At 71.5% G+C, this 24958-nt stretch carries 22 protein-coding genes and 1 pseudogene; 13 read left to right on the top strand and 10 right to left on the bottom strand.

Annotated elements, in window-relative coordinates; genetic code table 11:
* From ABZ565_RS33875 to ABZ565_RS33855, 5 genes are all read right to left on the bottom strand, one after another.
* A partial coding sequence (locus tag ABZ565_RS33875) for a carboxyl transferase domain-containing protein (protein ID WP_361035726.1) occupies nucleotides 1-416 on the bottom strand: 416 nt, incomplete at its 3' end.
* A 42-nt stretch (nucleotides 417-458) separates the two neighbouring features.
* On the bottom strand, nucleotides 459-656 hold the full coding sequence (locus ABZ565_RS33870; protein ID WP_361035714.1) for an acyl-CoA carboxylase subunit epsilon: 198 nt from the start codon (nucleotides 654-656) through the stop codon (nucleotides 459-461).
* Nucleotides 657-734: 78 nt separating this feature from the next.
* Nucleotides 735-2768, bottom strand: a complete 2034-nt coding sequence (locus tag ABZ565_RS33865) for a condensation domain-containing protein (RefSeq protein ID WP_361035711.1) — start codon at nucleotides 2766-2768, stop codon at nucleotides 735-737.
* A 62-nt stretch (nucleotides 2769-2830) separates the two neighbouring features.
* Nucleotides 2831-3637: an AfsR/SARP family transcriptional regulator gene (locus ABZ565_RS33860; protein ID WP_361035708.1), complete on the bottom strand. Its 807-nt coding sequence runs from the start codon at nucleotides 3635-3637 to the stop codon at nucleotides 2831-2833.
* A gap of 345 nt (nucleotides 3638-3982) precedes the next feature.
* Complete coding sequence (locus ABZ565_RS33855; protein WP_361035705.1) at nucleotides 3983-4567, bottom strand: ScbR family autoregulator-binding transcription factor; 585 nt, start codon at nucleotides 4565-4567, stop codon at nucleotides 3983-3985.
* A 462-nt stretch (nucleotides 4568-5029) separates the two neighbouring features.
* On the opposite strand from ABZ565_RS33855, the gene ABZ565_RS33850 reads away from it, so the two are divergent.
* Complete coding sequence (locus ABZ565_RS33850; RefSeq protein WP_361035702.1) at nucleotides 5030-5986, top strand: ScbA/BarX family gamma-butyrolactone biosynthesis protein; 957 nt, start codon at nucleotides 5030-5032, stop codon at nucleotides 5984-5986.
* A gap of 213 nt (nucleotides 5987-6199) precedes the next feature.
* Here the strand turns inward: ABZ565_RS33850 and ABZ565_RS33845 are convergent, their stop codons facing one another.
* Nucleotides 6200-6754: an XRE family transcriptional regulator gene (locus ABZ565_RS33845; protein ID WP_361035700.1), complete on the bottom strand. Its 555-nt coding sequence runs from the start codon at nucleotides 6752-6754 to the stop codon at nucleotides 6200-6202.
* A gap of 12 nt (nucleotides 6755-6766) precedes the next feature.
* Nucleotides 6767-8947 carry a helix-turn-helix transcriptional regulator gene (locus tag ABZ565_RS33840; RefSeq protein ID WP_361035723.1) on the bottom strand — a complete coding sequence of 727 codons (2181 nt, stop codon included), beginning with the start codon at nucleotides 8945-8947 and terminating at the stop codon, nucleotides 6767-6769.
* Between the two features lie 536 nt (nucleotides 8948-9483).
* Here ABZ565_RS33840 and ABZ565_RS33835 point away from each other — a divergent pair.
* From ABZ565_RS33835 to ABZ565_RS33820, 4 genes are all read left to right on the top strand, one after another.
* A complete protein-coding gene (locus ABZ565_RS33835; protein ID WP_361035697.1) occupies nucleotides 9484-10599 on the top strand; it encodes a bifunctional DNA primase/polymerase in 1116 nt (371 codons plus the stop codon).
* 83 nt (nucleotides 10600-10682) lie between these two features.
* The gene (locus tag ABZ565_RS33830; protein ID WP_361035720.1) at nucleotides 10683-12110 is read left to right on the top strand and encodes a phage/plasmid primase, P4 family; all 1428 of its coding nucleotides are present in this window, start codon (nucleotides 10683-10685) and stop codon (nucleotides 12108-12110) included.
* On the top strand, nucleotides 12107-12499 hold the full coding sequence (locus ABZ565_RS33825; protein ID WP_361035694.1) for a DUF6009 family protein: 393 nt from the start codon (nucleotides 12107-12109) through the stop codon (nucleotides 12497-12499). Before ABZ565_RS33830 ends, ABZ565_RS33825 begins: the two co-directional genes overlap by 4 nt.
* A gap of 111 nt (nucleotides 12500-12610) precedes the next feature.
* Complete coding sequence (locus tag ABZ565_RS33820; RefSeq protein ID WP_361035691.1) at nucleotides 12611-14107, top strand: FAD-dependent monooxygenase; 1497 nt, start codon at nucleotides 12611-12613, stop codon at nucleotides 14105-14107.
* A gap of 31 nt (nucleotides 14108-14138) precedes the next feature.
* Here ABZ565_RS33820 and ABZ565_RS33815 read toward each other — a convergent pair whose 3' ends face one another.
* Complete coding sequence (locus tag ABZ565_RS33815; RefSeq protein WP_361035688.1) at nucleotides 14139-14810, bottom strand: ScbR family autoregulator-binding transcription factor; 672 nt, start codon at nucleotides 14808-14810, stop codon at nucleotides 14139-14141.
* Between the two features lie 125 nt (nucleotides 14811-14935).
* Between ABZ565_RS33815 and ABZ565_RS33810 the strand changes: the two genes are divergently transcribed.
* The 6 genes from ABZ565_RS33810 (at nucleotide 14936) to ABZ565_RS33785 (ending at nucleotide 21887) form a co-directional block, all read left to right on the top strand.
* Nucleotides 14936-15802: an NAD(P)H-binding protein gene (locus tag ABZ565_RS33810; RefSeq protein WP_361035685.1), complete on the top strand. Its 867-nt coding sequence runs from the start codon at nucleotides 14936-14938 to the stop codon at nucleotides 15800-15802.
* A gap of 675 nt (nucleotides 15803-16477) precedes the next feature.
* The gene (locus ABZ565_RS33805; RefSeq protein WP_361035717.1) at nucleotides 16478-17503 is read left to right on the top strand and encodes a bifunctional DNA primase/polymerase; all 1026 of its coding nucleotides are present in this window, start codon (nucleotides 16478-16480) and stop codon (nucleotides 17501-17503) included.
* On the top strand, nucleotides 17500-19038 hold the full coding sequence (locus tag ABZ565_RS33800) for a phage/plasmid primase, P4 family (protein ID WP_361035682.1): 1539 nt from the start codon (nucleotides 17500-17502) through the stop codon (nucleotides 19036-19038). Before ABZ565_RS33805 ends, ABZ565_RS33800 begins: the two co-directional genes overlap by 4 nt.
* A 123-nt stretch (nucleotides 19039-19161) precedes the next feature.
* On the top strand, nucleotides 19162-19545 hold the full coding sequence (locus ABZ565_RS33795; protein ID WP_018521694.1) for a DUF6009 family protein: 384 nt from the start codon (nucleotides 19162-19164) through the stop codon (nucleotides 19543-19545).
* Nucleotides 19546-19755: 210 nt separating this feature from the next.
* Nucleotides 19756-20994 carry a ParA family protein gene (locus ABZ565_RS33790; protein WP_361035678.1) on the top strand — a complete coding sequence of 413 codons (1239 nt, stop codon included), beginning with the start codon at nucleotides 19756-19758 and terminating at the stop codon, nucleotides 20992-20994.
* Nucleotides 20991-21887: a ParB/RepB/Spo0J family partition protein gene (locus ABZ565_RS33785; RefSeq protein WP_361035675.1), complete on the top strand. Its 897-nt coding sequence runs from the start codon at nucleotides 20991-20993 to the stop codon at nucleotides 21885-21887. The genes ABZ565_RS33790 and ABZ565_RS33785 overlap by 4 nt, the downstream gene beginning before the upstream one ends.
* 63 nt (nucleotides 21888-21950) lie before the next feature.
* On the opposite strand, the pseudogene ABZ565_RS33780 reads toward ABZ565_RS33785, so the two are convergent.
* A pseudogene (locus ABZ565_RS33780) lies at nucleotides 21951-22294 on the bottom strand (WYL domain-containing protein); the annotation flags it as partial.
* A gap of 229 nt (nucleotides 22295-22523) precedes the next feature.
* Here ABZ565_RS33780 and ABZ565_RS33775 point away from each other — a divergent pair.
* Together ABZ565_RS33775 and ABZ565_RS33770 are read left to right on the top strand one after the other, a co-directional pair.
* Nucleotides 22524-23978, top strand: coding sequence for a DHA2 family efflux MFS transporter permease subunit (locus ABZ565_RS33775; RefSeq protein ID WP_361035672.1), 1455 nt, complete (start codon nucleotides 22524-22526; stop codon nucleotides 23976-23978).
* 81 nt (nucleotides 23979-24059) lie between these two features.
* A complete protein-coding gene (locus ABZ565_RS33770) occupies nucleotides 24060-24281 on the top strand; it encodes a DUF5988 family protein (protein ID WP_361035669.1) in 222 nt (73 codons plus the stop codon).
* A 69-nt stretch (nucleotides 24282-24350) separates the two neighbouring features.
* Here the strand turns inward: ABZ565_RS33770 and ABZ565_RS33765 are convergent, their stop codons facing one another.
* Complete coding sequence (locus ABZ565_RS33765; protein ID WP_361035666.1) at nucleotides 24351-24773, bottom strand: helix-turn-helix domain-containing protein; 423 nt, start codon at nucleotides 24771-24773, stop codon at nucleotides 24351-24353.
* Between the last annotated feature and the right edge of the window lie 185 nt (nucleotides 24774-24958).

Here is a 24958-nt window from a genome sequence, read left to right as displayed (position 1 = left end):
ACCAGCGGCGCACCGGCCGAGATCGCCATGTCCATGATCTTGTGGATCTTCGTCGCGTGCGCCTCGCCCAGCGCCCCGCCGAAGATCCGGAAGTCATGCGCGTACACGAAGACCGTCCGGCCCTCGACCGTCCCCCAACCGGTGACCACACCGTCGGTGTACGGCTTCTTCGCCTCCAGGCCGAAACCCGTCGCCCGGTGCCGCCGCAACTGCTCCACCTCATGGAACGAACCCGGGTCGAACAGAAGCTCGATGCGCTCGCGCGCCGTCAGCTTGCCCTTCGCGTGCTGCACCTCGGTCGCCCGGTCCCCGGGCCCGCGCTCCGCCGCCGCGTGGATCTCGCGCAGTTCCGCCACGCGGCCCCGGAGACCGGCCTGCCCCAGCAGTTCCGGGACGGGGACGGGGGAAGTGGTCATCGACATGTCGTCAGGTCCCTTCCTGGAATGCGTTGGGCCGCACTATCGCCAGCTGCGCGGAGCTCGGTAGACGGGCTCCGGGCTCCACCCCGGGACGCTCCCGGCCGGGGCCTCGTCCCGCTGCCCGCCGGCGTCCGCCCGCAGGGTGAGCAGCACCACCGTGAGCGCGGCCAGCTCCTCCTCGGTGGCCCGTCCGCGCTCGATACGCAGCGCGGGCGCTGCCGGTTCCGGACCGCCCATACCCCACCTCCAGCGTTTACGGCAGCATCGGCCACCCCGCTGGAGCACCGCTCCGGCTCCACTGGAGAACCGCTGGGGTCAACGGCTCCTCGCCCGCACCGACTTCAGCCCGGCAGCCAGCGCGCCGGCACACCCCGGACCGCTGCCGACCCCCGTCAGGACCACGGCCGCGACCGTGCCCTCGGCAGCCGCGCACGCCATCTCGTACGCGGCCGCGCCCCCCGGCCCGGCGCCGCACAGCACCAGCCGCCCGGGCCCCGCCGGCCGCCCGGCCCCGAGCAGCCCCGGCAGCGCGGAAGCGTCCCCTCCCCCGTCCCCGTCCCCCGGACGCGCCGCCCGCAGGCTCACGATCCGTTCGGGGCCCCGGTGATGACGTACCAGGGCCTCGTACGCCCCCACGGGCACACCCGGTGTCCGCACCAGCACGATCGTGTCGGCCGAGGGGTCCCCGGCGCGCAGCACCGCCACGTCGGGCCCCTCCGGCACGGGCGGACGGGGCAGCACGCGGGGCACCTCGAAGCCCTGGAGGAGTTCGAGGAGATCGCCGACGGCGGACTGCGGATCGCGGTGGTCCGGCAACGACCGCAGCAGGCGTACGCAGTGCGAGAGCAGCGCGGACGCGTCCACGTCCCCCAGGCACCGGCGGTCGTAGCGCGCCGTGAGGGCGAGCCCGCCGTCCGCCTCGTGCCGGGCCGCGAGGGTGAGCGGCAGTCCGGGGTGGGCGCTGATGCTGCGCGGGGCGTCCACCTCGACGTCCTGGGCGCGCAGCTCCGCCAGCAGCGCCGGGGGCAGCTCGACCCGGTTGTCGAACACGATGCCGGTCTCGAAGAGTTCGGCATCGGGGTTCCGGCCGGTCCAGACCCGGACCCGGTCGGCCGGCACCCAGGCGTGGACGGCGAGGTCCAGCGCGGCGTCGCGCGCCTGCCCCAGGAGACCGGCCACCGGCTCGGCGGGGTCGACGGTGACCGTCATCGGCAGCGGGTTGCCCAGCAGCCCCGGAATGCCCGCTGCACCCTCCATCGGGATGTCCCGGGCCGACAGGTGCACGCCGAAGCTGACCGGCGTCGGGCCGGTCGCACCGGCCGCCCGGTACAGCAGCAGCGCCCACACGGCGTGCAGGGCGCTGGACTCCCCCGCCCCGCGCATCGCGGCCCAGGTGCGCAGCCGGGTGGTCTGGGGCGGCCGCAGCCGCCGGTGGACGCGCCCGGTACCGGGGGGCCCGTCCGGCGCCCCGTCGTCCGGGGCCTCGGGCGCGGCCGTCTCCGGGGGCGCGGCGGTCGTCGCCCAGTAGGCGCGGGCGTTCTCGGTCCGCTGCCGGGCCAGCCACCGGGCGTGGTCGCGCACGTCGGGGCGCCGCTCGCGGCCGGGCAGGGTGCCCCCGCGGACGTAGGCCCGGTAGAACTCCCGCAGCAGCAGGTGGACGCCGCGCTCGTCCAGCAGCGCCCGGTGGTAGGTGAGCAGGACCCGGGTGGGCGCGCGGGTGCCCCCGGGGCGGGGCGGTCCCTCCATCAGGGTCACCCGCAGCAGGCCGGGGCGGTGCGGTGCGAAGCCGCGCAGGCGGTCGCGCTCGATCAGGTCGCTCCAGGAGACGGCGCCGTGCGCGAGGTGGGCGACATCGATCTCCGCCCACTCGTGCAGCACCAGGCGGGGCAGGTGCGTCCAGTCGAAGGCCGCCCGCAGCACGGTCTCCCGGTCGGCGACGGACAGCCAGGCGGCGGTGAACCGGGCGAGGTCGACCGGACCCGTCCAGTTCCAGGCGACCTGGCCGACGTGCCCGCCCGCCGGTTCCTCGACCGCCGCCCGGATCAGGTCCTGCTGGTGGCCGGTCACCGTGACGGTTTCGCGCGCGCCGCCCGCCAGCGCCAGGACGTCGGCGAGCACGGCGGCTCCGGGCCGGGCGGGGCCGCCGTGCGCGTGCTCGACGCGCAGGGTGTGGCGCCCGGCACCGGACGGCTCCACGGTCACCGTGTACGCGTGGCGCTGGGTGACCCGGGCCGCCACCGCCTCGGCCCGGCCGGGGTCGAGGGGGCCGCACAGCTCCGCCTCGACGGCCGGGCCGGAGCCGGTGGGCACGGGTGCGAGGACCACCGCGAGCACCGGTTCGTCACTCATCGGGGCCCTGATTCCGCATGCGCCGCATCACGTGCCCTCCCTCAGCCGGTACGGCTGCCCTCTCAGGCGAGCCGCACTCCGCTCGCCCCCGTGACGCCCTCGGGCCGGGCCATGAGGATGGAGCGCTGCAACTTGGCCAGCGCGGGCGAGGGTTCGAGCCCGAGCGTGCGGACCAGGGTGGAGCGCAGCCGCTGGTAGGCGTCCAGCGCCTCGCCGCGCCGCCCGGAGCGGTACAGGGCCAGCATGTACTGGCCGCACAGGCTCTCGTGGGTGGAGTACCTGCTGAGCAGGACGGTGAGTTCGGAGAGCAGTTCGCGGTGGCGGCCCAGCTTGAGGTCGGCCTCGATGCGCTGGTCCAGGGCGCACAGCCTGCTCTCCTCCAACCGCTTGATCTGGGTGTCCAGGTGCGGCCCGGTGTGTACGTCGGCGAGCGCCGGGCCGGTCCACAGGGCCAGTGCCTCGCGCAGCAGCCGCGCCCCCTCGGGGAAGTCCTCGGCGTCCATGGCCCGGTACCCCATGCCGGCCAGCCGCTCGAACTCCTGCACGTCGTGGCCGCCTTCGCCGCCCCTGAGTAAGTAGCCTCCGGGAACGGTGAGCAGGATGTCCTTGGCGGTGCGGGTGTCGTCGCCATGCTCTTCGAGCGCGGCGGTGATCAGTTCGCGCAGCTGGAGGATGTAGGTCTGGAGGGTGGGCCGGGCGCTGCGCGGCGGCTCGCTCCCCCACAGCTCCTCGGTGAGGGTGCCCACGGGCACCACCTCGTCGGCATGCAGGGCCAGCAGGGCGAGCACCTGCCGGGGCTTGGGCGCGGTCGGTGTGATCGAAGTGCCCATTTCCCGCACGGCAAGCGTGCCGAGTACGTCGATGTCCACGCCGTCTCCCCGTCATCCCCCCGGCCGCCCTCGACGGCCGGGAACTTCTGCTGACGGAACGATTTAAAAACAGCACGAGCGGTATGTCAATACCAAACCGTGCGCCCTGTTTACTCTCGTGCGGAGGACCAGCGATCCTTGAGGGACAGCCACCTTGACCCGATAAGATTCCCCAAATACGGACAAAAAGAAGAGCGTTGCCGGGCCCGAGTCCGGCGATCGACGTCCGAATGACCAGACTGCGTGGACTGTTTCAGGAGGCGGGGCCGGGGGTGGACCCGAGGCGAAAGCGTGCGGCGGGCGGTCGACCAGGTAGGCGGAAGCGCACCGGACGGACCTGCGGCGCTACTCCGCCGGACTCAGCCGCGGCAGCGCGAACGACCACAGCTGGACCAGCCGCTCCGCGGACCGCCAGTAACGGTCGACCGCGCCGAGGGTCTCCAGGCCGAGTGTCGCCGCCACGATGACCACCGCCGCGTCCTCGGCCGAGACGCCCTCGGCCAACTCCCCGTCGGCGCGGGCCTGGACGAGGGCGTCGCGCACCCACTCGTACCACCACTCGTGCAGCTTGGCCTCGCTCTTTCGCGAGGGGTCGCCGCCCAGCCGGAAGCCCGCACGCACGACCGGGTCGCCGGTGACCGCGTCCATCAGCCCGCCCACGGCGGCGACGAGCCCCTGGAGCCGGCCGCCCTCGGCGGTCCGCGTGCTCTCCTCGGTCAGCGCGAGGGCGGACTGCGCGGCGGCGTCCTCCACGGCGGCCGCCAGTGCGTCCTTGTTGGGGAAGTGGAAGTGCAGGGCGCCCGAACTCACTCCGGCCCGGCCGCTGATGACGGGGAGCGTCGCCATCGCGTACCCGTCGGCGCCGAAGACCTCCGCGGCGGCCGAGATGAGGGCCTGACGCGTCACAGCCGCTCGCGCCTGCTTCACCATCGTGTCCTCCTCCGGGCGGGGCGAGGGAACCGGCGTGAAGTCGCCCGATTCACCCTGGATTCTCCATACTGACTCGTGCACACCTTAGCAAACCGCACGGCTGGTTGGTTTACATCCCCCGAGGTCCGTGGGTGCGAAGCCTGGAAACAGTTGGTTTCTCCAGTCGTTCTCCTCGGAGAATGCACCGCAAACCCACAAAAGAAACCGTCCGATAGGTTTTTTCTTACCAGGCGAGGGTGGCTGTCGCGCACGGCGACAGGGGCTCATGCGCCTTATGCCCGCTTTTCTGCCTCGTTGGGCCGGGTCAAGCGTCCGTAAGGCAGCATGAAACGGAATGAGATGTTCAAGTAAACGCTTGATTCTTGGTAAAGTCTTTACTTTTGGGCCGATTGAAGAAAACCGGTAGGTCCGTATCTTAAGTGGCGTCGCCGAACGCAGGTTTCAAGTCAAGACGGGGGCCCCATGAGTCTCACCACTGCTGAAGCCAGAACCGCTCTCCCGGCCGCACCGCGGCTGACCAGCACGGTCGCGAAGGAGTACGTGCACCGCGACTCGGTCGCCGAGGTGTTCCTCACCGGGTGCGACTCCCGGGACGGGACCAACTTCGCCCTGACCGGCCAATGGCCCCGCGCCCACACCATGTTCCGGAGCCAGGACGGCACGAGCCACGACCCGCTCCAGATCGCGGAAACGTTCCGGCAGGCAGGTATCTACGTCTCCCACGTGGAGCTGGGTGTGCCGCTCGGCCACAACTTCGTGATGTCGAGCATCACGTACACGGCTGATCCCGAGAACCTGCGCATCGCCTCGGGCCCCACCGACTTCGACCTCGACACCCGGTGCACGGACCTCGTCCGGCGCAGGGGCGTCGCCAGCCGCGTCGCCTTCGAGTTCGCGCTCCGCCGGGGCGGCCGCTCCCTGGCGGGCGGCACCGGGCAGATCTCCGTGATCCCTCCGGCCGTCTACCACCGGTTACGCCAGAACCGCGCCGCCCAGCCGCCCGTCACCGAGCCGCACCCGGCACGCAATCCGCTGCCGCCGGCCCTCGTCGGACGACCGTTCACCACGGACGTCGTACTCTCCCCCGCCCCCGGAGCCGCACCCGGCGGAAGACCGCGCTGGCTGCTCACCCCGGATCTCGACCACCCGATCCTCTTCGACCACAAGGGCGACCACGTGCCCGGCATGGTCCTGCTCGAAGCGGCCCGCCAGGCCGCCTGCGCCGTGATGGCGCCCCGGACGTTCACCCCGGCCACCGCCGCCAACGACTTCCACCAGTACGCCGAACTCGACCGGCCCTGCTGGATCGAGGTGACCCGGGTGGAGCACGAGTCCGGCAATCTGGTCACGATGGAGATCACCGGCCACCAGGACGGCAAGAACGTCTTCACCTCGGTGCTCACCGGCCCGGTCGACTAGGCGGCCCTGCCGCCGCCCGGGACCTCACCCTCGCACCGCCTTGGGTCGCTGACCCGCCCACGCGGCGAACCCGCAGGTCACGCCCGTACGCGCGACAACACAGCGACCGAAGCGACCGAAGTACCCGCTCGCGCCCGTACGCGGGAGGCCGCCCACGAGAGGGCCGCGCCTCCCGCGTACGGGCGCGACGGACGGCCCCTTCGCGACGCCCTGTCAGAGGTCGAAGGCCACGTGCTCCAGGTCGGTGTACTCCACCAGCAGCCCCTGCGCCCGGCGCCCGCCGTCCTTGAAGTAGATCTCCTGCAAGCCCTCGGCCGCGACCTCCTGGAGCTGCCGGTCGCTGCCGCCCTGCTCCCGGAGTTCGAAGAGCCGGGCCGCGTACGTCGGCGGGAGCGCCACGGTGAGGTGGCGCAGGCGGGCGTCGTCGGTGGAGCCGGGCGCCGCCGAGTAGCCGAACCTGGCCCGGGTGTCGATGACGATGCCCCCGGTGGTCGCAGCGGCCTTGCGGGCCTTCGCCTGGATCTGCGGCTGCCAGCGCCGCTTGACCTCACGGTCCATGCGGGCGGCCAGTTCCGGGCGGGGCTTCTTCAGCTGGTTGCGCACATACCGCTCGACCGTGCGCTGGGTGATGCCCAGGAGTTCGGCGACGGCCCTGGTGCCCTTGAGCTGCTTCACGAGGTACCGCATCTGCGCACCGGCCGACTTGGGCGCGGGCCGGGTGAACGCCCGCTGGACCGCCTCGTCGAGACCTTCCCCGACCGTGTTCATCGGCTGGTTCCCCTACTCTCCGTCGTCCTTGGCGGTGACCGCGCCGTCCTTGATGTACCGGGCCAGGTTGAGCTCAGGACCGTACTCCTCCCGGACGGCCTCCGCCCACAGAGTGGTCTGCGAGCCCTCGTGCTTCACCATTCCCGGGCTGATCCCGAGCCGGAAGCCCCCGGGCAGCGGTTTGCCGTCCCGGTACGGCAGGAAGTCCAGCGGGGAGGGCCCGTCGGAGGCGTACACCGCGCAGTCCGAGAGCACGGCGACCGGGTACTGGCCCGTCGCGGCCGCCATCCGGACCATCTTGCGGTGCATGTTGATCCGGGCCCGCGAGATGACGGCGGCCCTGATGTCGGGGCGCCAGGTCGGCCGGCTCAGCGCGGGCCACGGCTTGCCCGGCCGCCAGCCGCCGCCGCGCGGCCGCTCCCTCAGCTTGCCGATGCCCCCCTTGACCGTCGCCTTGATCGCCGACAGGACGACCGCCAGCTGCGGATCCCGGTCCCGGTACCCCTCCATCGCTGCCAGGAACGCGTCGGGCGCCAGCCCCTCGCCCACACCCAGGTCCGCCATGGTCTCCACGTACGCGTCGCGCAGCCGCTTGTACCAGCCGTCCAGGTAGCGGCCGTTGGCCGGGCGCACCCACGCCTCGACGGGCGCCACCTCGTAGCCGAGCTCCACCGCGTACGCCACGGTCGGCGTCGCGTACCAGGCGGGGCCCTCCGGATGGTCGCCCTTCGGCGTGAACGGGCTCGGCAGCAGGTCGCCGTCGAGCCGCCGCCACTGCTTGCCGATCACGACGTGGGACGGGTCGACGTGCGACAGGTCCACCAGCCAGGAGCCGGGCAGCGCCGGGTCGAATGCGGGGCTGTTCACATGCACGGGCGCCTCCAGACCGACGACCGCCCCGTTGGCGGCCGCGCCGAAGGCGAGGTTGACGTCGATGCCGACCAGGTGGCGCTTCAGGCACTCGTCGTCCGTGAGGGGCCGCGCCCAGTCGTACGCCTCCTCGAACAGCATCTCGGCCGGACCGCGCTGGTGGAAGCGGGGCAGGTCCGCGAGGAGCGGGTGCCCGTCGGGGGCCTCGCAGGGGGCGCACTCGACGGGCTCGGAGCCGAGGGAGCCGGGGTTGCGCTCGCTGTGCCGCTTGCCGTCCGCGTCGGGCGCGCTCGCCCGGGTCGGCGGATGCAGCGAGGTCATGAGTTCGAGCCCGGTGACGGCGGTGGAGCCCCGGGGCGTCATCACGCGCGACGCGTACGTTCCCAGCAGCCGTACGAGTTCGGCCGGCGGGAGCTGCGAGGCTCCGTTCCAGTGGCGGACGTCGAGCGCGTTCCAGGCGGGGATGCAGAGCTGGACGCAGCTGCGGCGCGACCCCCGGGCGGGCCGGTAGATCCGGGCCCACGGCCCGAACCCGCGCCGGGTCAGCTTCCACTCCGCCCGGGCCAGCTGCTTGAGCACCTTGTGGTCCTCCGGCAGCCTCCCGGCGAGACCCTCCTCCCGCGACAGCCGCACGGGCAGCCCGAACCGCTCGCACGCCGCCTCGGTGAGGACGATCAGCGGATCGGCGTCCTGACCGCTGGGGTGCAGCCGCTCGGCGCCGAGGCGCGCCTCGCCCAGGGCCCATTCGACCAGGGCGGGCAGCGACTTGGCGGGCACGTCGAGCACCAGCCCGCCCACGCAGTACGCGGACACCTCGCCGCCGTCCACGTCCACGACGGCGAGCGGCCCGTGGTCGTACCGGGGGGAGCGGGACGCGTGGGCGTTCGGGGTCGTACGGGGCTCGACGGCCGGTTCGGCCGCCGGTTCGGCGGCAGCAGGCTCGTTGGCCGACTCGGTGACCGGCGCTTCGCCCTCACGGGCGGCGGGGAGCGCGTCGGCCGCGACCGGCTCCGGCTCGACCGGCTCCGGCTCGGGCTCCTCCACCGGGGACCCCTCCTCCGCCTCCGGCGCAAACCGCGCGGCAAGCCCCTCCAGCAGCCGGGCGTACGCGGCGCGCTTCGGCGGCCGGGGCTCACTGCGCCCGGACTCCCAGTTGCCGACCGACTCGCGGCGGCTCTTCAGCGCCTTCGCGACCTGGTCCTGGCTCAGCCCGGCGGCCTCGCGCAGCCGCTTGCGTTCGGCCGGCGGCGGCAGCGGGTCCTGCGCGATCTGCTCCAGCAGCGCGTCGACCGCGCTGAACAGCAGCTGCTCCTCGTGGGACAAAACGATCACCTCGTACGCCACCCTATCGAACCGCTCACTGGAACACTCGTGGATGTCACGCGGATTACGCATGCCGACTCGGCGCCGCTGGAGCCGGGGTTCAACCCGGCTGGAGACGACCAAACTGTTTTCGCGCATCCGGCGACCGAAACGAAGCGACCGGGAACCCGCTCGGTAGCTGGCGTCCCGGAGAAGGAACCGCAGGTCACGCACCCGGCCGGCATGCGGAGCGACCGAAGCGACCCATGGGTCAGATATATGCGGCCATTGGCGTGTGTGCGCGTGTGCGTCATATATGGAGAGCTTCAGTCGCTTCAGTCGCTTTTCCCTCGGGCGTACAGCTGCGACCTGCGGGTTCACGGACACCACGGGGAGCGACCGAGCGACCGGGGATCGCTCACGGCCCGGTCACCGAGTAGCTGGGGGCACCTTTCAATGGGCACATCCGTTCTGCCGCAGGAGCCTCTTCTTCCCCGAGGGTTTCGCTAATCTGATTATGCGAGTTGAGTCGCTTCAGTCGCTGATGGGGGAAGTGAATGGCAGCTGAACTGCGGGTCTCGCGCGGCGACTCACGACAGTTCACGGGGGCTGAGCCGGTCGCTGCGCAGCCTCTGACGACAGCGTGGTGGTGTGCGCGCCGAGGGTGGCCGGTTCATCCCCTTGCGCCGGGGCGTAAGACACCGGTGGCCAACTGCGCGGCGTGCCGCCGCCCGGACCACGCCCGCGCCCGGTGCCGCTGTCTGCGTGCGGGCCGCTGGTGCCACGGGTTCCACGCGGCGACGCTCGACCTCGACCGGATCGGGCAGTGGTGGGGCGCCCGCCCGGGCCTGGGAGTCGGCGTGGCCACCGGCCCGGCGGGGCTCGTCGTCATCGACGTCGACGCGCACACCCGCGAACTTCCCTGCCGGGAGCGCCTGTTGCCGGGCGTCGGAATAGCCTCCGGGATCGATCTGACCGGTCTGGCCAACGGATTCCACACCCTGGGGCTGCTGGCCGCCCTGCGCGGCGCCACCAGCCCCGCGGACGACGCGTCCACGCTCCGGGTCCGCACCCCGTCGGGCGGCATGCACGTCTGGTACCGCAACGACGGCGGCCACCGCTGGCAGTGCTCGGCCGGTTCGGGCAGCGGGCGGGCCCTCGCCTGGCAGGTCGACGTCCGGGCGCACGGCGGGTACATCGTCGCGCCCGGCACCGTCACCGAGGCCGGGACCTACCGACCGGTCGGAGCCGTACGCACCCCCGCCCCGCTGCCCGCGTGGCTCGCCCGGGAGCTTCAGCGCACCGGACACCTGCCCATCAGCCCCACGCCGGGGCCCAGACCCGTGCCGCCCCGGGCCCGGCAGGCGGTGCTCGCGGCGGGCGGCCGGTCCGACGTGCCGGGCGAGCGCCTGCTGACGGGCCTCCTCGCGGACGTCGCCGCCTGCGCGTCCGTCGCCGAGGGCGCCGCGTTCTCCGAGAAGCTGAACCGGGCCGCGTACACGGCGGGCGGCCTCGTCGCCGCCGGGCACGTCACCGAGGACCAGGCCGTGCGGGCCCTGCGAGAGGCGGCCGGGCTGGCCCGCCCGGACCAGGCGAGGCGCAGCCTCGCCATCATCCGGGGCGGGCTGGGCGCGGGGCGGCTGCGGCCGCTGGCCCTCGGGGGGCGCGCGTGACCGCGGACCAGGACAGAGTGCTGCCCTCCCCCTCCCCCTCCTTCGACGTACAGGCCGTGGCCGCGCAGATCCTCGCGCAGCCCGTGCCGCAGCCGCGACAACGCGATGACGCGTCCCCGCCGTACGCCACGGCGGACGGGCTGCTGCCCGACACCCTCACCGACCGGGGCAACGCCAAGCTGTTCGTCAGGCTCTACCGCAATGACTACCGGCACGTCCCCGGCATCGGCTGGTTCCGCTGGGACGGCACCCGCTGGCAGTTCGACGAGGACGACACGGTGATGTGGTCGGCGGGCGACCTGGCGGAATCCCTCGCCACCACGGACCCGAGGGGCGGCTTCACACCCGCCGCGCTCCAGCAGCACCGCCGGCGCACCCTCAGCACGAGCGGCATGAACGCGATGCTGACCCAGGCCAGGTCCGCGCCGGGCATGGTCCTCAACGCGGCGCTGCTGGACGCCGATCCGTACGCGCTGTGCACTCCGGCGGGCGTGGTGGACCTGCGGACCGGCTTCATCCGCCCCGCCGAGCCCACGAGGGACTTCCACTCCCGCTCCACCTCGGCGGCCCCCCAGGCGATGCCCACTCCGCGCTGGGACCGCTTCCTGGCCGACACCTTCGGCGAGGGCCCGGACGGTGAGGAGATGATCTCCTTCCTCCAGCTGCTCCTCGGCTACTCCATCACCGGTGACGTCGGCGGCCAGGTGATGCCGTTCCTGTTCGGCTCCGGCAAGAACGGCAAGTCGGTGCTGCTGGACGTCCTGATGAAGCTCCTGCGGGACTACGCGGACGCGGCCCCGCCCGGCTTCCTGATGTCCCGCCCGTACGAGGGCCACCCCACGGACCTCGCCGAGCTGCACGGCCGGCGGGTCATCGTGTGCAGCGAGGTCAAGCCGGGCGACCGCTTCGACGAGGCCCGGGTCAAGCTCCTGACCGGCGGGGACCGGATCAAGGCCCGCCGGATGCGGCAGGACTTCTTCAGCTTCGAACCGACCCACAAGATGTGGCTGCTGGGCAACCACCGCCCCGAAGTCGGCACGGGCGGCTTCGCGTTCTGGCGGCGCATGCGCCTCATCCCGTTCGAACGCGTCGTCTCGGACCACCGCAAGATCGACAACCTGGCGGACCTCCTGGTCACCCAGGAGGGGCCGGGCATCCTCAACTGGCTGATCGAGGGCGCCCGTCGCTACCTGGGCGGCGACAAGGACCTCTCGGGGCCCGAGCGGGTGCGGATCGCGACGACCGTGTACGCGGAGACCGAGGACCACACCGGGCGGTTCGTCGGCGAGACCTGCCGGCTCGACGCCGGGCTCCGGGCCGAACAGGCCCAGCTCTACGCGGCGTACAAACGCTGGTGCCAGAATGAGGGCGTTCCGGCGATTTCGTCGCGAGCCTTCGCGGCGCACATCCGCGAAGTGGTGGGGCTGGCATCACCGAAGGAAATGATCTTTTCCAACCAGCGCAAGTATTACCCGGGCATCGGCCTGCTCGCGGACGAGGAGACAGTATGAGCGCCCTCATCGCAGAAGACGAGATCGTCCACGAGGTGGACCTCGTGTGGCTTGAGGACATCAGCGTGCTCGACTACGTCCGCCAGAGCCTGGACCGCCTCCCGACCCGCCGGGGCAAACCCGCCTACCACCGCGACGGCAGAATGGTCGGCTACGCCCTCCTCGGCCCGAAGGCCAAGCCGTCGCGCTCCTCGGGCACCTTCCGGCGCCGGGTGTTCTGGCTGCTCCCCCACGACCGGGACACCGAACCCGACGGGCTGTACGCGCGGGGCGCCCCGGCCGAGGCCGTGGACGTACGGACGCTGGCGCCGGGCAGCAAGGGCCACAAGACCGAGCGCTCGGAGGGCGGCCCGATGTCGTCGGCGGCCGCCCGGGAACTTCAGCCGTAGCGGTACGCCCGCGGCCGCTCCCGGAGCGGTCCCGTGCCGGAATGGTTAAAAAACAGCACGTCCGGTATATTCCTCGGGTCGGGGGCAACCGCGGACAGGGAGGGCACCGCCGTGCAGGGGGAACGTCTCACCGGGGCCCAGGTGCTCATCGCCGGCGGAGGGCCCGTCGGCCTGCTCGTGGCGGCCGAACTCGCGGCGTACGGCGTCGACACCGTACTGCTCGAAGCCAGGACCGAGGTCTCCGACCAGCCCAGAGCGACCACGCTGCACGCCCGCGCGGTGCAGTCCCTGGCCCGCCGGGGCCACCTCCCGGGGCCGCCCCCGCCCTCATACGCGTCCGAACCCTCCACCAGCGCCTTCCACTTCGCGGGGCTCCCCGGCCTGACCATCACCGCTCCCCCGGATGAACCGGAGCCGGTCCTCAAGTGCGTCCAGGCCGTCCTGGAACGCCACTTGGAGGCCCGGGCTCGCGCCGCCGGTGCCCGCATCCTGCGCGGTCACCGCCTGACCGACGCCGCCCAGGACGAGAACGGCGTACGGGTCACGGCCGAGGGACCCGAGGGGCCGGAGCTCTTCCGTGCCGGGTACCTGGTCGGGGCGGACGGCGCCCGCAGCACGGTCCGCGCCCGGGCCGGCATCGAGTCCGACACCTTTCCGGCGACGGTGTCCGCCCTGATGGGGACCGTCACGCTGGCCGATCCGGGGGCCCTGCCGAAGGGCTGGCACCGCACCCCGCGCGGCTGGATCGTCGCCAAGCACGACGGGGACCGCACCCATCTGCGGACGCTCAACTGCGCCGGTGCCCATCCCGACCGGCAGCGGCCCGTCACGCTGGAGGAGCTGCGCCGGGAGGTGGCGCACATCGCGGGCCGCGAGATCGCGATGCACTCCCCGCACTGGCTGAGCCGCTTCAGCGACTTCGCCCGCCTGGCCCGCACCTTCGCCCGGGGCCGCGTCTTCCTGGTCGGCGACGCCGCGCACGTCCACTTCCCCATCGGTGGCCAGGGCCTGAGCACCGGCGTGCTCGATGCGCTGAACCTGAGCTGGAAGCTCGCCCTCACGGTGCGGGGCTCGGCGGGCCCCGCCCTGCTGGGCGGCTACGACGCGGAACGCCGGCCGCTCGCCCGCCGCGTTCTCGACGGCACGCGGGCCCAGCTCGCGCTGATGCGCCCGGGCCCCGAGGCGGACGCCCTGCGCACGGTCTTCACCGGCCTGCTCGCGGACGAGAGCGGGAGCGGTCACCTCAGCGGCCTGATCAGCGCCCAGGACACCGTTCTGCCCGACCCCACCGGCGTGGGCGGACCGGCTGCGGGGACGTACCTCGGCAACACCGCGCTCAGCACCCCGGACGGCGACACCGACGTCATCCGCCTGTTGCACGACGGGCGGCCGCTCCTGCTGCTCCTGGGCGAGAAAACGGACGTCCACCGGGAGGAGGCCCGCGACTGGGCGGGCCTCCTGCGCATCGTGGAGGTTCGGCCCACGCCGGGCGTGCCCTACGAAGCGGCGCTGCTGCGGCCCGACGGCTACCTCGCCTGGGTCCCCGGCGACGGCGGCCTACGGCAGGTGCTGACGGCGTACCTCCGCCCTGGCGCCCCCGCCGGGTGAACCACACGGACGGCGGGGCGCCCCACCGCTCTCAGCTCGCGGTCTCCAGGACGTCACGCAGGTCGGCCGCCTTCACGGCCTCCGCGTACACCCGGGCGCCCCGGGTCTCGGACAGGTCCAGCGAGGCCAGCACCGACGGCACCACCGCACTGGGCAGCAGATGACGCATCAGGGCGGAGACCCGCACCACCAGGTCGCGGTACTCGCACACGGCCTGCGACATGGACTGGATACCGGCGAAGGAGCCCACGATGACCTCGGCCGTCTCCGGCGGCGAGATGTGCGGCAGCAACTCGCCCTGGGCCTGGGCCTGCTGGAGCAGGTCGAGACCGACCTCGCCCCATCGCAGGAACGGGCCGCTGCGGTCGAGGTTCTGCGTCAGCTGGTCCATCGTCAGCCGGACACCCGCCCGCACCATCGGGTCGGTCTGCAGGCGGTGCGCCTGGAGCATCACGACGTCCACGACCTCCTGCACCTTGGACGCGCGGATCGGCACGATGATCCGCTGGTCCTGCTCGGAGAGAACGCCCTGGGCCAGGTCTTCCTTGGAGTGGAAGTGGAAGTACAGCGCGCCCTTGGTCACCCCCGCCTCGGTGAGGATCTGAGAGATCGTGGCCGCTTGGTACCCGTGCTCCTCAAAGATCTTGGCCGCCGCCGAAAGGATCGTCTGCCGGGTACGGATGGCCCGCAGCTGTTCAGCCACTGTGTCTCCTCCCTCCTCGGGATGGTCGGACGTGGGCAGATAAATAAACCGTCCAGTTCGTATCTTACAGGCCGGCCTCTTCCCTCCCCTCTGGTCGGGGAAATGTCCGGCAGGAAAGGGAAACCATGATCCTCGTCACGGGCGCAACCGGGACGATCGGCCGTGAAGTGCTCCGCCGTCTCCCCGCGGACCGGCCCGTACGCATCATGGCCAGGCAGCCGGGGCGGGTCACCGACGCCCCTCCGTCCGCCCGGATCGTCCACGGAGACTTCACCGACCCCGCCTCTCTGACGGACGCTCTGCACAACGTCCACACCGTCTTCCTGGTCACGAATCCCGACGGGGACGACGACACCCGCTTCCTGGGCCCGGCCCGCGCATCCGGCGTCCGGCACGTCGTCAAGCTCTCGGCCGCCGCCGTCACCGACCCGGCCGCCGCCGACCTGATCACCCGTCGCCAGCGCCGCAACGAAGACCTGTTGCGCGCCTCGGGCCTGCGCTGGACCCTGCTGCGGCCCCGCGCCTTCATGTCCAACACCTTGTCCTGGGCCCGCTCGGTCCGCTCCGGCCAGGTGGTGCGCGCACCCTACGGCACCTCCGCCAACGCCTGCGTCGACCCCGGGGACGTCGCGGAGGTGGCCGCGCTGGCCCTCACCGGCCAGGGCCGGGACCACGCGGGCGCGGCCTACACCCTGACCGGCCCTCAGGCCCTGTCGGCCGCCGAGCAGACGGCCCAGCTCGCCGGACTCCTCGGCCTGCCGCTGCGCTTCGAGGAGCTGAGCCCTCAGCAGGCCCGTACGGCGCTCGAAGCGCGTTACCCGGCCGATATCGCCTCCGCCCTCCTGGAGAGCGCCAGGCGGCAGCACAGCGGCTCCAAGGCGGGCGTGGACCCCACCCTCCCCGGCCTGCTCGGGCGCCCGGCCCGGACGTTCCGCGACTGGGCGGCCGACCACCTGGACGCGTTCCGGCCCGGCTCCACCGCGAGGGACTGAAGTCCGTTCAGTCCCTCGCCGTTCGGTCCCTCTTCGGTCCCTCCGGAAAAAACGCAGGTCAGAGGCTTGCGTCTCGCAAGAGACAGGGTCTGAAGGGACTGAAGGGACTCAAGGTTGGTAGTTATAGGCGATTATGCAGGCGTGTGTATGCGCACGCGCGTAGAACAACCCTATATATCCCTTTGTACCTACTACTCTGGTCCTGAAGCGCTGATAACTACCGACCTTGAGTCCCTTCAGTCCCTCCCTTTTGTGCCCGCAAGGCTCTGACCTGCACTTTTGCCCGAGGGACCGAAGAGGGACCGAAACGTCCAGTCCCTCCGTTCCACGTTCAGTCCCTCCCCTTCGGTCCCTCCGCGCCATGACCGGCGCAGCTGCCCGACACGCCCGCCCCGGACGTACGTCTCCTCCCCGGGCAAGGGACCGAAGTGACTCGCGGACGAAGAGTCCCGCTCGTTGCGGGAGGGCTGCTGTAGGCTCTGATCCGAATCTGAAAACTCAGTCCCTTCAGTCCCTCGGCCCGGCAGTGAAACAGCTCTGACCTGGGCTTTCTCTGGAGGGACTGAATCGTTCAGGAATGAACAACCTGTTGGCCCCTCGGCAAGGACGATCAGCGTGCCGCGTCAAAGAGAGACCGGTGGCCCGCGCGCGGCGGGAGCCACGAGTCCCTTCGACATGGCCCGTTGGTGCGCGGCGAACGGCTGGCCCGTCCACCCCCTGGCCGTCGGCCGCAAGACGCCCGCGGGCAACTGCCCGGCCTGCCGCGAGGACCCCCACCGTCCGGCGGACTGCCCCTGCCTGCCTGCCGGCAAGTGGTGTCACGGTTTCCACGCCGCGACCACCGACCCGGAGCGCCTGGCCGCCTGGTGGGGCGGCAACCCCTCGCTCGGCGTCGGCGTCTCGTGCGGTCCGGCCGGCCTCGTCGTACTGGACATCGACGCACACAGTGCCGAAGTCCCGCACCGCGACCGGCTCCTGCCCGGCATCCCGATCCACGACAGCGTCAACCTCACCGGCCTGGCCTCCGGCTTCGACACCCTCGCGCTGCTCGCCGCACTGCGAGGCCAACCCAGCCCTGCGGACGACGCAGCCACCCTGCGCGTCCGCACCCCGTCCGGCGGCCTCCACATCTGGTACCTCACCGCATCCGGCGGACCGCGCTACCGCTCCTCCGTGGGCTCCAGCCCGAAGGTCGCCCTGGCCTGGCAGGTCGACGTCCGGGCCACCGGCGGCTACATCGTCGCCCCGGCCACCCGCACCCCCGCGGGCACCTACACCCCCGTCGGCACCGCCCGCCTGCCCGCACCCCTCCCCGACTGGCTCGCCGCCGAACTCCTGCGCACCGGCCACACACCAGGCCCCGAGCCCGTACGAGTCCCGGCGCCCCGCCCCGTACGCGCGACACGCACCGCGCAGGGCACCCCGCGCGCGCTCCGGGTGCTGGAGCCCCTGCTCGCCGAGGTCCGGGCCTGCGCCGCGGCCGCCGAGGGCACCGCGTTCACGGAGAAGCTCAACCGGGCCGCCTACACCGCGGGCGGACTCGTCGCCGCCGGACGCCTCAGCGAGTCCCGCGCCCAGGACCTGCTCACCGAAGCGGCCGACGCCGCGCGCCCGAACCGTCACCGGCACAGCCTCACCGTCATCGCCTCAGCCTTGTCCGCCGGCGCAGCCCGCCCGCTCGATCCCGAAGGACGCCCATGAGCAGCGCCGACAGCAGCCCGCGCTTCGACGCCACTGCCGCAGCGCAGCAGATGCTCGCCCTCGAGACCGAGGGCGGCCTTCCCGGCCTGCCCGCCCAGCAGAACGCCTCCGTGGCCGGCGAACCATCGCCGCCCGAGGGCCGCCTGCCCACCCTCCTCACCGACCGGGGCAACGCCAAGCTGTTCGCCGTCATGTTCGGCGACCAGTTCCGCCACGTCGAGGGCCTGGGCTGGTACCACTGGGACCAGTACCGCTGGAAGCGCACGGGCGGCGAGAAGGCCGCGGTCTGGGCGGCGGGCGATCTTGCCGAGCAGATGCCGCCCACCGATCCCACCGGCCAGTACACCGACCGGGAAGTGCGTGCGCACCGCCGCCGGTCCATGTCGACGCCCGGCATCAAGGCCATGCTCACGCAGGCGAAGGCATCCCCCGCGCTCGCCCTGGATCCCGACGTCCTGGACGGCGACCCCTACGCCCTGTGCACTCCGGCCGGTGTCGTGGACCTCCACACCGGGCGCCTGCGCAAGCCCGACCCCGTGGGCGACATGCACTCCCGGGCCACGAGCGTCGCGCCCGAGGCGACGCCGACGCCGCGTTGGCACCGCTTCCTGCACGACACGTTCGGCGACGACGCCAAGGGCGAGGAGACGATCCACTTCCTCCACCTGCTCCTCGGCTACTCCGTCACCGGCGACGTCGGCGCGCAGGTGCTCCCGTTCCTGTACGGGACCGGCGCGAACGGCAAGTCCGTGCTGCTGGACGTCATGACACAGATCCTCGGCGACTACGCACAGGCGGCCCCGCCGGGCTTCCTCATGGAGAAGGGCAAGTTCTCCGAGCACTCCACCGAGCTCACCGAACTGCACGGCCGGCGCATCGTCGTGTGCTCGGAGCTCAAGCCGAACGACAAGTTCGACGAGTCCCGGGTGAAGCTGCTGACCGGCGGCGACCGCATCATGGCCCGCCGCATGCGCCAGGACTTCTTCAGCTTCAACCCCACGCACAAGCTCTGGCTGCTGGGCAACCACCGCCCCGAGGTCGGCACCGGCGGCCACGCGTTCTGGCGCCGCATCCGCCTCATCCCGTTCGAACGAGTCGTCCCCGCAGCCCGCAAGATCGACAACCTCGCCAAGGAGCTCGTCCAGAGCGAGGGCCCCGGCATCCTGCAGTGGCTCATCGAGGGCGCCAAGCTCTACCTGGCCACCCGGGACCCGCTCGACGGCCCCGCCACGGTCCGCTCGGCGACCGCCGCCTACGCCACCACCGAGGACCACATCGGCCGCTTCCTCGCCGAGTGCTGCACCACCCACACCCCGGACCTCCGCGTGGAACAGGGCCTGCTCTACGCGGCGTACAGCAGCTGGTGCGGAGCAGGCGAAGGCATCCGTCCCGCGACGGCCCGCGCGTTCGCGACCCGGGTCCGCCAGGAACTCTCCCTCGCCTCGCCCGCCGACATGATGAAGTCCAGCGGCAAGAAGTACTACCCGGGCCTGGGACTCCTCACCGACGACGACTCGAGAACCGGCCATGCCTGACGTACGCACCCGGCACACATCCGCCGGTCCGGCCTACCATGAACACGGTGCCCCCACCAGGGAACGTGCTCACACCCACCCCGGCCATCTCCCGGCCGGCCGACACACAAAGGGGCTGCAGCCATGAGCTCGCTGCTGAACGAGAGCGACCTCCACCACGAGAATGCCGTGGTCTGGCTGGAGAATCCCGACAACCTCGACTACGTACGCCAGGCGCTCGACAAGACCACCCGCCGCCGCGGAAAGCCCCGCTACGAACGCGACGGACGCATGGTCGGCTACACCGAGCTGGAGGCCCACACCGAGGCCGACCCCGACAGCGGACTCCACCTGCGCCGGGTCTTCTTCCTGCTCCCCCACGACCGCGACGCCGATCCCGACGGCCCGTACCACGAGGGCGCCCCCGGCGAGGCGGTCGACCCGAGCACCATCGAGCCGAAGCGCGTCGGCGACAAGACGCCCCGCTCGCAACGCGGCCTGGCCGCAACGGCGGAGACCGGCAGCTGACGGGGCGGGCGGGGTTATTGCGCCGTAATGATCCCGCCCACCCGCCGACTTATTACGCCGTAATAACCGCCCTGGCTCCTCCCCCCGAGGCACCTGAGCCCGGCTCCACGAACGCCCAGGAGCCGGGCTCTGGCGTTCCTCAACCAAAGAACAGGCAGAACTAACGCGCCGGTACCAAAAGGGATCATCGGAGTTAGTAAGGTGTCTGCCATGACTTCGCCCTCCCCCGGCGACCGCGAGAAGGTCGTCTCCAAGCTGCCCCCGGTACTGCAGCAGGACCTGAAGATCCGGGCCGCTCAGCACAACATCGACATTCAGCACGCCGTCGAAGCAGGCATTGAGGCGTGGCGGCGGCTCGGATCCAACCTCTCCCCCATCGACACCGCCGGGGCCAAGTCCTTCGCCACCTTCCTGCCTGACGGCCAGTGGGACGGCTTCCGCGCCGACTGCGCCTCCCGGGGCGTCTCCCTCATCCAGGGCCTCGCCCAGTCCGTCGTGATGTGGCTGGAGACGAACCCGGCACCGACCGTCGTACGCCCCGAGCACCCGAAGCGCATCATCACCTGCAATCAGAAGGGCGGTGTCGGCAAGACCGCGATCGCCGCCGGCACCGGCGAAGCCCTCGCCGAGGACCCGGACGCCCTCCACCCGGTCCGCATCTCCAAGCACTTCGCGGCCGCCCTCGCCGAGGACGAGGGCCCCTCGCCCCTCGATCACGAGGACCTTCCCGGTCTTGGACTGCGCGTCCTCCTCGTGGACTTCGACCCTCAGTGCCACCTCACCAAGCAGCTCGGCCACCAGCCGCTGCCCATCGAGGGCGACAGCCTCACCAAGCACATGGCCGGAGAGGCCAAGGGCCTGCTCGCCGACCTCGTCGTCCCCATCGAGGACCCCCGTTTCGGCGACCGCCTCCACCTGCTGCCCGCCTGCACCGACGCCTTCCTCCTGGACGTCAAGCTCTCCGGGGTCCGGGCCCGCGAAGCAGCTCTGGAACGCGCCCTGTCCGCCATCGAGGCCGACTACGACGCCGTCATCATCGACTGCCCGCCGAGCCTCGGCCTCAGCATGGACGCCGCCGCCTACTACGGCCGCCGCCGCCAGGACGAGGCCCCGGGCAACTCCGGCGTACTCGTCGTCGTCCAGGCCGAGGACAGCTCCGCCGACGCCTACGGGCTCCTCACCTCCCAGATCGAGGACCTCCGCGACGACATGCACCTGGAGCTGGACTACCTCGGCATCGTCGTCAACCACTACGACGCCCGCCGCGGCTACATCGCGACGTCGTCCCTCAACTCCTGGATGGACATAAAGGATCCCCGGGTCGTCGGCGTCATCGGCGACCTCAAGGAACAGAAGGAGGCCGTACGCGTGAAGCAGCCCCTGCTCGCCTACTCCCCCCGCTGCGACCAGGCCGTCGGCCTGCGCGCCCTCGCCCGGGAGATCTCATGAGCAAGGCATCCCGGCTCGGCGCCGGATCCTCCTTCGGCCAGACCCAGTCCATCAGCGCCCGCCGCGCCGCCATCAACCAGGTCGCCGCCGCGCCCACCGAGGGCGCCCCGCCCCCGGTCCAGCTCCCCGTCGACATCATCAGCCTGAACCCCGACAACCCGAGGTCGGACCTCGGCGACCTCACCGACCTCGGCAACAGCCTCCGCGACCACGGCCAGAAGACCGCCATCAGCATCATGGGCCGGTTCGCCTACCTCGAAGGCAACCCGGGCCGCGAGGACCACCTCGAACCCGGCACCAAGTACGTCGTCATCGACGGCAACTCCCGCCTCGCCGCCGCCCGCGAAGCCGGCCTCACCGAGATCAAGGTGATGCTCGACGACAAGCTGGGCAGCAACCCCGACGAGATACTGGAATCGGCCCTCGTCGCCAACATCCACCGCCAGGAGCTCAACCACCTGGACGAGGCCAAGGCGCTCGAACAGCTCCTGAAGATCCACGGCACCCAGGAAGCCCTCGCCGCCCGCCTCCACCGCTCCCAGGGCTGGGTGTCCCAGCGCCTCGCGCTGCTGACCCTGACCCCCTCGCTCAAGGAGAAGCTCCAGTCGGGCGAGGAATCCGCGGCCACGCTGCGCCTGGTCGGCAAGAAGAAGGCCGAGGACCAGGAGGCCCACCTCCAGCACCTGAAGGCCACCAGGGCCCGGAAGCCCCGAACTCCCCAGCAGAAGCGGCAGTCCCCCGCGGAGCCCCCCACCCGCCTGCCCTCGACCGACGCCTACACCCTGGCGACCCTGATCATCGACGAGCTCGACGTTGCGTCCCGGCGCAAGCTCACGGAGCTGCTCGTCGACTTCAAGATCGAGGAGTCGAAGCGGATGAGGGCCGAGAAGTAGCCACCGCAGAGGGTCGGTCGCGGAGTATTACGCCGTAATAATCGGCGACCGGCCCCTCGATTATTACGGCGTAATAATGGGCGGGCGGGGCGCGTAATACGCGGCGAGCGCGGTGGCACGCTCGTACACAACCTCACGCAGCGACGCAGGGGACAGGACCTCGACGTCGGTTCCGAGCTGCCACAGCGCCCACTCCGCATGCCGCAGATCCTGGAACGTCACCTCCAGCCGCAGCCGCCCGCCCCCCTCGGACTCCGCGGCACGCACAGTTACCACCGTGCGCAGCAGATCCCGCTCGAGATCCACCGCGTCCGGCCGCCCCGCCGGCTCGGAAGCTCCTCGGCCGCCAGCACCCGCGACAGCCGGTAGGTGCGGTCCTCCCCCGCTCTCAGGGCCGGCACGTACCCCGATCCCCGCCATCACCTCGCCGGGCTCGCATTATTACGCCGTAATAATGCGAGCCCGGCAGTCGCCCGAAGCGCGGCAGCCGGCCCGCACCGGTGGGCAGTTGGGCATGCCGGCCGGTCATCGCCCTCCCCTGCACGCACTCCCTTGCCCAGCAATACATACTTTTTGATGCATCAGGGAAGATGCATTATGCTGAGGTCCGGCAGACGGCGCGAGAGGAGCGGACACATGCGGAAGTGGGCCGGGAACCCCTGGGCGGTACTGGCGACCATGTCGCTGGGTTTCTTCATGACCTTGCTGGACCTGACGATCGTGAACATCGCGATCCCCGACATGATCGAAGGACTGGGAGCGACCCTCGACCAGACCCTGTGGGTGATCAGCGGCTATGCCCTCGTGCTGGCGGTGCTGCTGATCACCGCAGGGCGGCTGGGCGACATCTGGGGCCCCCGCAACCTCTTCATCGCGGGTGTAGTGGTGTTCACCGCCGCCAGCGTCGCCTGCGGTCTGGCCACCGGCCCGGTGATGATGATCGTCGCCCGCGGGGCGCAGGGTCTCGGAGCCGCGCTGCTCACACCGCAGACGATGACGCTGATCATGTCGGTCTTCCCCGCGCAGCGGCGCGGCACCGCGATGGGTATCTGGGGCATGGTGGCGGGACTGGCCACGCTGTCGGGCCCGACCGTGGGCGGGGTACTGGTCTCCACTCTGGGATGGCGCTGGATCTTCCTGGTGAACGTGCCGATCGGGATCGCCGCACTGGCCCTGGCCTTTCTGGTGGTGCCCGACCTGCGGACTGGCCGGACCCGGACCTTCGACATCTCCGGCGTCCTCCTGGCCACCGGCGCGCTGTTCTGCCTGACCTTCGCGCTCCAGGAGGGTGAGCACTACCACTGGGGCCCGGGGATCTGGGGGCTGCTCGCCGCGGGCGCCGCGCTGACTGCCGGGTTCCTCGTCCACCAGCGCGGCCGTCAGGACCGGGAACCGCTTGTGCCGTTCGCTCTGTTCAAGGACCGCAACTTCTCCGTGCTGACGGGGCTCGTCGCCCTGGTCTCGATGGCGATGATCGGTCTGGTCCTGCCCTTCAACCTCTACCTGCAGTCCGTCCTCGGCCTGAGCGCGATCAAGGCGGGCCTGGTACTCGCTCCGTCCTCGCTGGTCTCGATGACGGTGGGGCCCTTCGCCGGCCGGCTCTCGGACCGGATCGGTGGCAAGTACCTGCTGATGGCGGGCCTCACCCTCTACGCCGTGGGGATGGCGGCGATCGCGCTGATCGCCGGCCCGGCTTCCTCCTGGTACGCCTTCGTCCCGGCCACCCTCATCACGGGTCTCGGCATCGGCTGCGTGATCGCGCCCATGTCCGCGGAAGCGATGCGTAACGTCGACCCGCGGCTCGCGGGGGCGGCCTCCGGGGTCAACAACACCATCCGCCAGACCGGTTCGGTCATCGGCGCGGCCGCGGTGGGCGCCCTGCTCCAGAGCCGGCTCGCTGCGGAACTGGCCGGCGGAAAGGCCTACGCGGACGCCTTCGTCGCGACCCTGCACGTAACGGCGGTCCTGCCGATCACCGTGGTGCTGGCCGGCGCTCTGGCCTGCTTGCTGATCCGCGGCCGGGCCAAGGAGACGGCGGAAGGGCCCGCAGGAGCGGCTCCGGGGAAGGCGGCTGCGGCAACAGGCGTTTAGAACGGCTTTAGCCGGACGGTCGATCCTGTCCGCACAGGGCCGTTCACTGCCTCCGGATCCCTGACCCAAGGAGACGACGCCATGACAACACAACCCCCGAACGTGATCCTCAGCGGCGGACCCGCGACACTCGAACTCAAGCTTGAGGACCGGATCCGTTACGTCGAGGACACGACCTCCAAGGTGAAGCTGCTCAAGGGCAACCGGTATGAGCACTTCGAGCCCACGAACGGCATGGTCACGGAGAAGGAACTGGAGCTCCTGGTCTACGCCTGGAGCGGATACACCTACATCGCCGAGTAGAACCCCGCCGCCAAGCACACCGAAGCCGCCCGGGCATCGAGCACCCGGGCGGCTTCCGTCTTCCGCGGGTCAGGCCGACTCGGGCGCCAGCCGGGCCAGTACCTCCGGCGACAGCCGCCGGGCCAGGGCCTCCAGCAGGGCGAGCACCTCGGTCACTTCCACAGGGTCTTCGGTCCCCAACGCTGTGGCCAGAGCGTCGTCCACACGCGTCGCGGCAACCTCCGCACGGCGGTCGGTCACCTCGGGATTCTGGCGGACCAGGGTCCTGCGGCGGTCGCGGGCGTCGGTCCGGGTGACCACCGAGCCGGTTTCCCGCAACCGGGCCACGCAGGCGGACACAGCACTCTGCGGCAGACCGGAACGCGTCGCGATCTCGCCGATCGTCGTGTCCGGGTGCGCATAGATGTCGAGCATCACGATCAGGACCGACCGTGTGCTCATCTGCCGCTTGCCGAGACGGTCGGTGGGCATGGCCTCCTCACCGATCTTCATGAGTGTGCGCCCCAGCAGGAAAAGCTGTACCCCATTCACACGGACGACCTTATATCAGAACCGATGTATCAGAAGAAATGGACAGAGCTCTCAGCCGACCACGGTCCAGTTGTCGTTGCCGGCGAGGAGTGCGGCCAGGTCGCCCTTGCCGTGCCGTTCGACGGCGGTGTCGAGCTGCTGGGCCA

Source organism: Streptomyces sp. NPDC016469 (genome assembly GCF_040632905.1).
Classification (GTDB): Bacteria; Actinomycetota; Actinomycetes; order Streptomycetales; family Streptomycetaceae; genus Streptomyces.
This window is presented reverse-complemented; position numbering and strand designations above follow the sequence as displayed.